Annotated in this window: 10 protein-coding genes and 2 pseudogenes; 2 read left to right on the top strand and 10 right to left on the bottom strand. The window is 58.3% G+C overall.

Annotated elements, in window-relative coordinates:
- The 4 genes from AACY42_RS26640 to AACY42_RS26625 form a co-directional block, all read right to left on the bottom strand.
- The coding region (locus AACY42_RS26640; RefSeq protein WP_339483422.1) for an IS5 family transposase at nt 1-464 on the bottom strand (464 nt) is incomplete at its 3' end.
- Nucleotides 465-520: 56 nt separating this feature from the next.
- The gene (locus AACY42_RS26635) at nt 521-790 is read right to left on the bottom strand and encodes a hypothetical protein (protein ID WP_339483420.1); all 270 of its coding nucleotides are present in this window, start codon (nt 788-790) and stop codon (nt 521-523) included.
- Complete coding sequence (locus AACY42_RS26630; RefSeq protein WP_339483419.1) at nt 787-1,152, bottom strand: GtrA family protein; 366 nt, start codon at nt 1,150-1,152, stop codon at nt 787-789. Before AACY42_RS26630 ends, AACY42_RS26635 begins: the two co-directional genes overlap by 4 nt.
- A gap of 183 nt (nt 1,153-1,335) precedes the next feature.
- The gene (locus AACY42_RS26625; RefSeq protein WP_339483418.1) at nt 1,336-2,757 is read right to left on the bottom strand and encodes an amino acid permease; all 1,422 of its coding nucleotides are present in this window, start codon (nt 2,755-2,757) and stop codon (nt 1,336-1,338) included.
- A 570-nt stretch (nt 2,758-3,327) separates the two neighbouring features.
- Here AACY42_RS26625 and AACY42_RS26620 point away from each other — a divergent pair.
- Nucleotides 3,328-6,435 (top strand): transglycosylase domain-containing protein, encoded by a 3,108-nt coding sequence (locus AACY42_RS26620; protein ID WP_339483423.1) that lies wholly within the window; start codon nt 3,328-3,330, stop codon nt 6,433-6,435.
- A 27-nt stretch (nt 6,436-6,462) separates the two neighbouring features.
- Here the strand turns inward: AACY42_RS26620 and AACY42_RS26615 are convergent, their stop codons facing one another.
- On the bottom strand, nt 6,463-6,606 hold the full coding sequence (locus AACY42_RS26615) for a hypothetical protein (protein ID WP_339483417.1): 144 nt from the start codon (nt 6,604-6,606) through the stop codon (nt 6,463-6,465).
- Nucleotides 6,607-6,673: 67 nt separating this feature from the next.
- Nucleotides 6,674-7,928 (bottom strand): annotated as a pseudogene (locus tag AACY42_RS26610) (hypothetical protein).
- Between the two features lie 159 nt (nt 7,929-8,087).
- Here AACY42_RS26610 and AACY42_RS26605 point away from each other — a divergent pair.
- Nucleotides 8,088-8,460 (top strand): annotated as a pseudogene (locus tag AACY42_RS26605) (hypothetical protein); the annotation flags it as partial.
- Nucleotides 8,461-8,466: 6 nt separating this feature from the next.
- Here the strand turns inward: AACY42_RS26605 and AACY42_RS26600 are convergent.
- The 4 genes from AACY42_RS26600 to AACY42_RS26585 all read right to left on the bottom strand — a co-directional run bounded on the left by AACY42_RS26600 (nt 8,467) and on the right by AACY42_RS26585 (nt 11,626).
- Nucleotides 8,467-8,961 (bottom strand): CS1 type fimbrial major subunit, encoded by a 495-nt coding sequence (locus AACY42_RS26600; RefSeq protein WP_339483416.1) that lies wholly within the window; start codon nt 8,959-8,961, stop codon nt 8,467-8,469.
- Nucleotides 8,962-9,086: 125 nt separating this feature from the next.
- Complete coding sequence (locus tag AACY42_RS26595; protein WP_339483415.1) at nt 9,087-9,572, bottom strand: CS1 type fimbrial major subunit; 486 nt, start codon at nt 9,570-9,572, stop codon at nt 9,087-9,089.
- Nucleotides 9,573-9,616: 44 nt separating this feature from the next.
- A complete protein-coding gene (locus AACY42_RS26590; RefSeq protein ID WP_339483414.1) occupies nt 9,617-10,360 on the bottom strand; it encodes a molecular chaperone in 744 nt (247 codons plus the stop codon).
- Nucleotides 10,361-10,420: 60 nt separating this feature from the next.
- The gene (locus AACY42_RS26585) at nt 10,421-11,626 is read right to left on the bottom strand and encodes a hypothetical protein (protein ID WP_339483412.1); all 1,206 of its coding nucleotides are present in this window, start codon (nt 11,624-11,626) and stop codon (nt 10,421-10,423) included.
- Nucleotides 11,627-11,662 lie beyond the last annotated feature (36 nt).

Genomic DNA, 11,662 nt, shown 5'->3' with positions numbered 1-11,662 from the left:
TCTTTGTTCTTGGTAGAACTGGGCGCATGAATCAGCGTGGCATCGACGATGGTCCCTTGACGCAACGACAGACCACGATCGCCCAGATAACCATTGATCACACTGAGAATTCCGTTCGCCAGCTCGTTTTTTTCCAGCAGCCGACGGAAATTGAGAATGGTGGTTTCGTCCGGAATTCGCTCCAGGCTCAGACCGGAAAACTGACGCAGGATGGTCGTCTCATACAGTGCTTCTTCCATCGCCGGATCACTGTAGCCGAACCAGTTTTGCATCAGATGCACGCGCAGCATCGACATCAGTGGATAGGCCGGACGACCACCTTCGCCCTTCGGATAGTGCGGCTCGATCAAGGCAATCAAGCCCTTCCAGGGCACTACCTGATCCATCTCGATCAGGAACAACTCCTTACGGGTCTGCTTGCGTTTGCCTGCGTACTCGGCGTCGGCGAAGGTCATCTGTTTCATCATCGAAAAGCTCGGCGACTGGTGTCCGGTGATCTTGCCAAATCAGGAAGTCTTTTTCAGAGTTCCCCTAAGACGTCAGGGTTGTAAGGCAACAGGCTGACATCGATATAGGTTGACTGAGCCAGCTGCTTCTTCAGATAGGCCTTGCCTTGGATAAGCCAACCAAGCAGTGTCAAACATCTCCACGGTTGGCTACGGACAAAAGCCATTGCGCACTCAAAAAGAGCATCGGACTTGAGGAGCGTTCCGTCCAGATCGACCACGAAAGGAATCGAAGCCTCAGGCCTTTTTGTGGTCGACTGCAACGCTTGCTGCGGAGCGCTCATACTCGATGGTGACCATGAAGTAACTTAAACCGGTAAAAGCTGTAACCCATCAGCAGGCTCAACAAGAAGTACGAAGCCACCGTCACCCATCCAGGCAAATCCAGGCCATCGCCAATCGAGCCGATTCCATAGCTTACGGCGCCTATCGCGCAATTGAACAAGAGATAACCGCGCCATGACTCCCCCGGCTCGAAGATGTAAAGCGCGTTCACATAAAACGAAAACACGGCCGCCACGCAAAACGCCGCGAGGCTGCTATCGGCCTGGGTCAATCCGACAGCGTCATTGAGCAAGAAAAAAACCTGACAATGGATCAGCCCATTGACCAGTGCGATCACCATCAACGCAGAGAAACCCTTCATCGTGCCTCCCTTGCCATTTACCATTTGCCAGTTGGCGGGCTTTCAAGCTAGGCCACGGTGTTGCGCGGATCTACTGTCAGAACTTACAGGCCGAACACCGATTCCGACGAACGGTCAGGATCAACCCTACAAAAAAGCCCCGGTCATTTCCGACCGAGGCTCTTGTTTTACAGCGCTATCACTTTACGAAACTGAACGCACCGGCCCCGCTACGTCGCCGGAGGGTTGCAATTTGAAGGTGTAGAACAACACCGTCAGCAGCACCAGGAACGCCGGGCCGACGTACAGCGCCACGCGCGTATCCGGGAAGTACGCCATCAGGCCCACGACCAATACCAAGAATGCCAGCGCCAGATACGAGCTGACCGGGTACAGCCACATGCGGTACTTCAACGCCGCGCGCTCGGAAGCGCTCAAGCCTTTGCGGAACTTGAGCTGGGCCAGCAGGATCATCACCCAGGTCCAGATCGCGCCGAACGTGGCAATGGACGTCACCCAGACGAAGACTTTCTCCGGCACCAGGTAGTTGAGCAGCACACCCAGCAGCAATGCGGCGATGGACAGCAGCAAGGCGCGACGTGGCACGCCGTTGGCCGAGGTCTTGGCGAAACCGGCCGGGGCCTGGCCGTTCTGCGCCAGGCTGTAGAGCATCCGCCCGGTGCTGAAGATCCCGCCGTTGCAGGAGGACAGCGCGGCGGTGATCACCACGAAATTGATGATGCCGGCAGCGGTCTTGATGCCCAGGCGCTCGAAGGTCATCACGAACGGGCTGCCTTGGGTGCCGATCTCGTTCCACGGGTAGATCGACAGGATCACGAACAACGCGCCAACGTAGAACAGCAGGATTCGCCAGAACACCGAGCCGATGGCGTTGGGGATGGTTTTCTGCGGGTTCTTCGCCTCACCGGCCGTCAGGCCGATCATCTCTACGCCCAGGTACGCGAACATCACCATTTGCAGCGACATCAACACACCTTGCACGCCATTGGGCATGAAGCCGCCGTGGGTCCAGAGGTTGGAAATGCCCAGGGCCACGCCGTCGTTGCCGAACCCGAAGGCGATGATGCCAACACCACCGATGACCATGGCGATGATGGTCACGATCTTGATCAGGGCGAACCAGAATTCGAACTCACCGAAAGCCTTGACCGCGATCAGGTTGATCGACCCCATGCTGACCAACGCCGCCAGGGCCCAGATCCAGCGGGGTACATCAGGGAACCAGATGCCCATGTACACCGCCACCGCGGTAATTTCCGCCACGCAGGTCACCAGCCACAGGAACCAATAGTTCCAGCCCGTCAGAAAGCCTGCCAATGGGCCGAGGTAGTCTTGGGCATAGCGGCTGAACGAACCGGCCACCGGGTTATGCACGGCCATTTCGCCGAGAGCGCGCATGATCACCAGGATCGCCAGGCCGCCAATGATGTAGGACAGCATGATCGCCGGACCGGCCATTTCAATGGCTTTGGCCGAACCGAGGAACAACCCGACACCGATGCAGGCGCCGAGCGCCATCAGGCGGATATGCCGCTCACCGAGTTCACGTTTGAGCGGACCACCCTGGGTGGTCTCGCCATGGGGCGAATGATTGCCGACAGGCATAGGGATACAACCTCGTTTTGTTATTGGATTGACCACCGAGTCTCCAAAGCCGCAAACCGATAGGCCTGCCACCTTGCCGAAACCAGGTCTGCTTTATGGACAGACCGTCCTGGAGAAAAAAAGCCGCAGGATCAGCGGGCCGTGCAGTATAAAAAGCCAGAGGCAGAGAGTTTCACTGTAAAACCGGGAGAAATCAGGGATAAACCTCATAAAAATACGTCCTTATGGAGACGTATTGCCTGGCTTACAGCCAATTCATAAACGGCGTCGAGTATTGCACAGGGAGGGTGCAGCGTCATGCCTGTGGACATGTCGATGGCTCTAGCACGGGGTTCTTGGGCGCGACCGCCGCCCCGGGCTTTTCAGCTTTGGAATACTGCTCAGCCATGCAGCCGTTGCAACGGCTACGCAGTCGAGCGGGGAGCAAGCTCTCTCGCCACAAAAGCCCACCAGCCATCGAGAACAACAACCGTCTCTTACATCCGGTGTCCACAAATTCCCCGCCGCCCGCGCCACCACCGTCTAAGCTTCAAGCAAGTCCCGATCAATGCGTGAATGGATCAGTCGACTATGGGCGCGTTATGGCAAACCGATTCGAGTAAACCTGTGGGCCCGACTGAACGTATGGAAGAAGCACCTTTACCCCCAAAAAAACGCCGAGCAGGGCATCGCTGGCGAGCGTTCTGGTTGTTGCTGTTGATTATCGTGGTGGTGGTCGGCCTGGCGGTGGCCCAGGAAATTCGCACATCCAGGTTTCAGGCCCGAGAGATCAGCCGGTACGCCGCGTCTCTGACCTATTCGGTGCAACCGGGCCCCAGCGACGCCATCGTCTACCCCGGGGGGGGCCCGTTCGACCGGCGATTGGGCTATAGCTCGCTGGGTGAATTTCTGCCTCGATTGCTCAAGCGCAATTACGTGATTGAGGCCCAGGCTCGTTTCTCCCCAGCCTTGATGAACTACGTCGACAAGGGCCTGTTTGCCCCCTACGCGGAAAAGCCCCAGACCGGCCTGACGATCACCGATTGCCGCGGCGCGTCGTTGTACCAGTTCAAGTATCCGCAGCAACTGTACGCAAGCTTCGAGGCAATCCCCCCCGTGGTGGTGCAGAGCCTGCTGTTCATCGAGAACCGCTTTTTGCTCGACCCCAAGCAACCCCAGGCCAACCCGGCAGTGGACTGGCCTCGCTTCGGTATGGCGGCGTGGTCCCAGGTGGCCAAGCTCCTGAGTTTGCCGGGGCAGTCCGCCGGGGGCAGTACATTGGCGACGCAGCTGGAAAAATATCGCCACTCCGACGATGGCCTCACCGGGTCGGGGGCGGAGAAAATCCGCCAGATGATTTCCGCCAGTGTGCGTGCCTATCAGACAGGCCCACAGACCCTTGAGGCGCGGCAGAACGTCATCCGTGATTACCTCAACAGCGTGCCGCTCTCTGCCGTGCCAGGGCATGGTGAAGTCCACGGCATGGCTGAAGGTTTGCGGGTATGGTATGGCGCCGATTTCAAGCGTGCCAACGAACGTTTGTCCGGTAACGCGACGGACCCAGGCAGCCTCGCGGAAAAAGGCCTGGCCCTGCGAGAGATGCTGTCGTTGATGATCGCCCAGCGCCGTCCATCCTATTACCTGTCCAAGGGCCATGACGAACTGGCGCGCCTGACCGACAGCCACGTCCGGCTGCTGGCACACAATGGCGTGATCGATGCCTCGCTGGCCCAGGCGACCCTGGCGAGCAAAGTCAGTTACCGTGACTGGGTGCAGCAACCCACCTTCCAGCCCAGCGAAATCAACAAAGGCATCAGCGCCGCCCGCAATCGCCTTGCCACGCTGCTCAACCGCTCGTATTACGACCTCGATCGCCTGGACCTCTCCGCCACCAGCACCTTGCAAAACGACTTGCAGACCCAGGCTACCGATTACCTCAAGCGCTTGGCGGACCCTGCGTTCGCTGCCGAAATCGGCCTGATGGGCGAACGTCTTCTGACGCCTACCAGCACCGCCCAGGTGCGTTACAGCTTCACCCTGCTGGAGCTGACCCCGGACGGGTCGCGCGTGCGCGTGCAAACCGACAGCACCGACCAACCCTTCGATATCAACGAAGGCAGCAAACTGGAACTGGGCTCCACCGCCAAGCTACGGGTGCTCACCACCTACCTGCAGATCATCGCCGAACTGCACGAACGTTATGCCCACGAGTCCCCGACAACATTGAAAAAAACCGAGATCGACGAGCAGGACCGCCTCTCCCGCTGGGCCATCGATTACCTGATCCAGCACAACGATCGCAACCTGCCGAGCATGCTTGAGGCGGCGTTGGATCGCACTTATTCGGCCAGCCCCGGCGAGGCGTTTTTCACCGGCGGCGGGCGGCACACCTTCAATAATTTCCGTAGAGAAGATAACGGCCGCAACCCCACCTTGCGGGACGCCCTGCGCGAGTCGATCAACCTGCCGTTCATTCGCCTGATGCGTGACCTGGTGCGCTACGCCACGTATGCGGGTCCCAACAGCAGCTCGGAGCTGCTCAAGGACGACAAGAATCCGCGCCGCCAGGAGTACCTGGCGCAGTTTGCTGACCGCGAAGGCACAACGTTCCTGCTCAGGTTCTGGAAGAAGTACCGGAAAAAGGACACAGGCCAGCGTCTCGAAACGTTCCTCGACGGCATGCGCCCCACGTCGATCCGCCTGGCCGCCGTACACCGCTACTTCTTTCCCGGCGACAGCCAGGAGAGCTTCAATCACTTTGTGCGTTCGCACCTCAAGTCGGCCAAGAGCGCTAAAAAGCTCACCGACGAACGCCTGGAACGGCTTTACCACCGCTACGGCCCGGGCAACTATGACCTGCCCGACCAGGGTTTTATCGCCAAAGTCCATCCGCTGGACCTATGGCTGGTGGGCTATCTGCTGAACAATCCAGATGCCAAGTTCAGCCAGATCGTCAAAGCCAGCCGGTTCGAGCGCCAGGAGGTCTATAGCTGGTTGTTCAAGAGCCGGCACAAGAGCGCCCGGGACAGCCGCATCCGCACCATGCTGGAAATCGAAGCGTTCCTGGACATTCATCAGCGCTGGCAGCAAGTCGGCTATCCGTTCGATCATTTGGTGCCTTCGTTGGCCACCGCTATCGGCAGCTCCGGCGACCGTCCCGCCGCCCTGGCGGAACTGGTCGGTACGATCCTCAATGATGGCATCCGTCGCCCCGTGCTGCGCGTTGACAGCCTGCAGTTTGCGGTCGATACGCCTTATGAAACACGGCTGCTCAGCAACCCGGAAAACGGCAAGCAGGTGATGCCGGTAGAAGTGGCCCAGTCGTTGCGCGGTGCGTTGTCCCAGGTGGTCGATGCCGGCACCGCGAAACGGGTAGCCGGTAGTTTCCTGCAGGCTGACGGCACACCACTGGCGATGGGCGGCAAAACCGGCACCGGCGATAACCGTATCGAAGCCATCGGTGCCGGCGGACGGGTCATCAGCTCAAAGTCGATCAACCGCACCGCCACATTCGTGTTCTTCATCGGCGACAATCATTTCGGCACGCTCACCGCCTACGTCCCAGGGGCCTCGGCGCAGAACTTCAAGTTCACCTCGGCGTTGCCCGTGCAGGTGCTCAAGGGCATGGCACCGTTCCTGTCGGCCTATTTACAACCGGGCAGTCATACCCAGTGCAAGCCGTTGGTGGCACACCAATGACGTACGCACGGGGCATCGCATCGAAGATCACGGTGAAGTCGCCGCTGGGTAGCGATCGACAGACATAGATTCAGCACGAATGAGCATCTCTGCCTGAGTACCTGGCGTGGACGAGGCATCGTCCACCACTTCCTGCGGCACACCGTCCAGGCGCACATTGTTGAACCTCACCCGCAGGTCCACGTCACATCGAATAAAACTCCATATCCCTTCGGCGTCCTGAGTAGAGCAATTCCTTTTAAACTTCCGAATCCCAAATCACCGTGACATTGCCGGTGTAGGCCTTTGCGCCGTGATCGAGCATCTGCTCGACACCATTGCTGCCCACTTCGAAATGCAACATCGCTGACTTGCGATCCACGTAGTAACCCGGTTGGAACAGTTCGGTGCCGCTGCCGTCGAGCAGCAGAGGCCGGCGGTTGACCGGTTGATTGGCGCCGTCGGTCAAGCCCTCAGGCAAGGTCACGCTGACATTCACCGGCACTTGATGACCGCTACCGGTTTCAGAGACTGCGCAGGTATTGCCGCTGATGTACTGGCATTCAAGCCCCATCTTGAAACGTGAAGACGCCGATATATGGAAACGCTGGTCGCGAAACAGCCGGGTCGGTTTGCGCCCGCTGTTCAGCCAGGATTGCCAGCCTTCCTGGGGGACCAGCTCGACGCGGTTGCCGCCGGGGGGGGACATCCACCTGGAGGGTGTGCTCGACGTCGAGTTTGAAGTTGAGAGTGAGCGCCGAGTCATTCGGAATCATGACATCGCCCAGGTCAATGTCCTGCCCCGGTCCAACGCTATAGGTCAGCGACCCGGTGTATTGGCCGGATGACATTTTCAGTGGTTTGGGGGTGCGCAGTTCGTAGGCAAAATCCAGATAGCTGTAGCTCATGACTCCGACAGGGATCAAGTGTTGGGCCATTTTCCCGCATACGCCTTCTCTCGGCACCTTCCAGAAAAAGGCATAACTCGTAACGCTATAGAGTGAAACACCGCTGTATTGACATGGCGAAGGCGCATACACCCAATCAAGACCTCTCCACAACATCTCGTGGGCTCTTCTCAAGCCCACGCCTCCACCTACCAATTCGATCACACTATTGGAGAACGATTGTCTCGACCCTAAGCCGGACCAGCGCACTTCAACAGTTTCTATTTCGCCCGTCCCCGTATGGGTAACTTGTACCGGACGCCAACTGGCAGGCACTTTAAACATCGCACCTTGCCGAGGATCTTCATGATTCGCCTGGATAGGACTGATCGCATTGGCAGAGAGACGTAATCGAACGCTGAACATTCCTGTCGCCCTGCAGTCCGACGGTCTATCTGCGCAGTAACCACTGATAGGCGTGGTATTGAGAAAGGTATTCTCATTGGGTTTCGATGGGTCAGGCCTGAACAGTGCGCTGATGTCCTGGGTCAAGGCATTGGCCGCAGGCACGCACGAAAACAGCACCACCGAGACCACGCTGCGCACTGCAACCGATAAGGGTTTCATTTATACAACCTCATACAATCAAGACAAATCGCTGGAAATAGGTAGGCGAGCAATTCACTTGTGGGAGCAAGACTTGCCCGCGATGCAGACGCTCGGTCTTCAGGTGAACGGCGTTATCCTTCATCGCGAGCAAGCTTTGCTCCTACGGGTCTCTTGAGCGCTGCTTCGTCCAGTCTCGGCAAACGCCGTCTCGAAATCGAAACACTCCTGGACATCCATCAGCGCTGCCGGCAAGTCCGTTATCCGTTCGATCATTTTGATACCTTCGTTGGACACCGCTATCGGCAGCGCCGGCGACGCCCCACTGCCCTTGCGGTCAACGTCGATCAACCTCACCGCCACATTCGTGTTCTTCATCGGCGACAGTCATTTCGGCGCGCTCACCGCCTACGTCCCAGGGGCCTCGGCGCAGAACTTCAAGTTCACCTCGGCATTGCTCGTACAGGGGCTCAAGGGCATGGCACCGTTCCTGTCGGCCTATTTACAACCGGGCAGTCATACCCCGTTCAAGCCGTTGGTGGCACACCAATGACGCACGTCACAGATGAACGCGGGGCACCGCATCGAAGATCACGGTGAAGTCGCCGGTGTACAAGCCTGGGTAGCGATCGACAGACATAGCGTCAGCACTAATGAGCATCTCTGCCTGAGTACCTGGCGTGGACGAGGCATCGTCCACCACTTCCTGCGGCACACCGTCCAGGCGCACATTGTTGAACATCACACGCAACGGAATACGGTCCAAGCCATTGTCCAGGTAGGCCCTGTCCTCCTGAATGTAGGCATGGACCGAGCCATCGGTATGCTTCACATCAAAGGTCTGGCGCACAGAGCTCAACCGATTGCTCCCGATGTCGTAGTACATGACCTCATCCTTGCCGAAGTCGGGATTGCGTGGCTGTACATGAAACTGCTTGTTGGGAATGTTCGCCGTGATGTGAATGGGCGCACGTGCGTCATCGGCGGCCAGTACCAGCGAAGGGCTCAGCGCAGCTGCGCCCAGCGCGAAACCCACCATCATTTCTTTAAACATGCTTGCTTCCTTTTTAGTATCTAAACGTAGTGGATGCCGATCCGTGGCGAAAGAATGCCGTCCCTGAACACCGTTCCCCGTCCGATTGGCGTCCATGGTCCAATTCCAGATGAAGAACGGCAGCCCTACGGCGCAACGGCATCGAACACCATATGCACCGTGCCGTAGTAGTCGCCGGGTTTATAGTCCTCGCCAACCGGTCTGATCGCCGCGATCTCCAGCGGCACCTGGCGCCCGGGACGAGCCTCATTTGCCGGCACTACCGGCGTCGAATCGACGGTCAATTGGACGTTGTTGAAGCTCACCCGCAGGTCGATTCGATCACGGCCATTGGACAGGTAGGCTTCTTCGGTCAGGCGCGCATCGATCGAACCAATGGTGTTTTTTACTTCGTAGGTCGCCCGCAATGGGCTGAGCTCTCCGGTGATGGTGCTGAAAGGCAAACGCTGTTCACGCTGGACCAACTGCGGGTCGAGGGGCAGCACAAAAAAATCGATCGTGGGAATGGTCACATAGAGCTCGAAGGTTTCCCGCTCGACCGCCCCCCAGGCTGAAGCGCAGGGCAAAATCAGAGCGGTCAATGCGAGGGGGCGTAGCAGTGTCTTGAACATATCGATTACCTTTGGCGTTAACGACGATTCAGTGACGCAGATCGTCAACCTTTGATCTCGATAGCCTTGGTCTGGCTACCTTCGATCAGCGTGAAGCGGTATTCGCGACCCGCCTCCTTGTCGAACGAAAAGGTCCGGCCGGCCATGACGTGGTGTTTGGTGGTCGGACGGCAGTCGTTTTCTTTCTTCGCGGCGCAATCCTTGAACTCATCGATCACCAGGACGCTGTTGCCGTTGTTGCGCATCAGGTAGCGACTGGCGTCGTCATCGATCACTGTGTCGAAGCGGGGCTGCTTGGGTCGCACGAAGAACACCGTGCCGTAGCCCGCCAGGACCTTGACCCCTGCTGCCACGCGTTCCTTTTTGTATTCTTCGCGTTCCTCCGGGCTGATGGCGAATTCGTCTTCCGCTTCCGGCACTACCGGCACGAAACGCACCCGGAAATAACGCTCCTTGTCGCGATTGCCCATGAACAGCAACCGCGTACCCTGTACACCGTTGGCCGGTATGATCAGCCGTGCCGGGCTGGCCATCAGGCCGTCCCTGGCCTGGGCACTGGCCTGGTTCCGCAGCGGCACTTCCTGGTAGGTGCCATCCTCGTTGTAGATGATTTCCAGGATATTGACCTTGACGAACGCCGTGGACGTCCCGCCGTTGAACACCCGTTTCATGTAGGTGCTTTTGTCGCCGTCGAGGTAGTCGTAGACCACCCCCACCCCAATCTGCGGCCCCGCCTGGGCCATACTGCAAAACAGAAAAAACCCCATCCACGCCAATACGTACTTCATCACTGCTGAACCTCATGTGTTGATCACAATTTATTGAATACTGTCGGCCCCTGACGCCATTCAAACTTCCGAATCCCAGATCACCGTGACGTTGCCGGTGTAGGTCCTCGCGCCAGCGGCGAGCATTTGCTCGACGCTGGACTGGGTCACTTCGAAATGCAGGCTTGCCGGCTTTCGATCGATATAGGCATTGGGCTGGACCAACTCCGTCCCACTGCCGTCGCGCAACAGGCGCCGTCGATTGATCGGCTGGCCGCCGATGTCAGCCAGGCCATCGGGCAAGGTGACCCGGACATCCACCGGGACGGTATGCCCGGTGTCGGTTTCGGCGATCGCGCAGGTGTTGCCACTGATGTGTTGGCACTCGAGCGCCATCTTGAAACGTGAGGACGTCGAGAGATGAAAACGCTGATCGCGAAACAACCGGGTCGGTTTGCGACCGCTGTTCAGCCAATCTTGCCAACCGGCATCAGGCACCAGCTCCACGCGGTTTCCGCCCGGAGGGACGTCCACCTTGAAGGTATGCTCGACGTCGAGCAGGAAATTGAGCGTGATGGCCGAATCGCTGGGTAACATCACGTCACCCGTGTCCAGTTCTCGCCCCGGCCCGACACTAATCGTCACATCACCCGTGTACTGGCCGGCACTCATTCTCATGGGGTTGGGCATACGCAGTTCATAAGCGAAGTCCACGTACTGATAGGCCATGCTGGGAATCAGGTACTGGGCCTTTTTTGCGCACACGGTTTCCATTGGCGTGCGCCAGAAGAACTCGTAATAGTTCTCCCCCACACGGCTGAACCCGCTGTACTGACACGCTGCCGGGGGGTATGCCCAACTGGTGGTCCACAGCTGGGTATGCGCAGTGCTGGGGTCCACACCGCCCCCCACCAGGTCGACGACACTGCCCGGGAATTGGTAGCGAGAACCTATCCCGACCCAACGCACTTGGACGAACTCGGTTTCACCCGTACTTGAATGCCTGATTTGCGCCGTTCGCCAATTGGCGGGCACCTGAAACATGGCCCCTTGCCGCACGTCAGCATGCTCGGCTTGAATGGCCTTGACGGAATTGATACTCAGCGGCAAGCGCACACTGAACATATTCCATGCCTGGCATTGCGAAGGAACTTCAGCGCAGTAGCCACTCATCGGAGTGGTATTACGAAAGGCGACTTCCTGAGGTTTTGACGGATCGGGCCTGAATAGTGCGCTGATGTCTTGGGTCAGGGCATTGGCCACGGGCATGCTTGCCAACAAATACATCGCAAACGTTCCATTTACTGCAGCAGGTAGTCGTCC

Source organism: Pseudomonas sp. RL_5y_Pfl2_73, assembly GCF_963970515.1.
Lineage (GTDB): Bacteria > Pseudomonadota > Gammaproteobacteria > Pseudomonadales > Pseudomonadaceae > Aquipseudomonas.
Note: the sequence above shows the minus strand (reverse complement) of the source record. Positions and strands in the feature narration are given on the sequence as shown.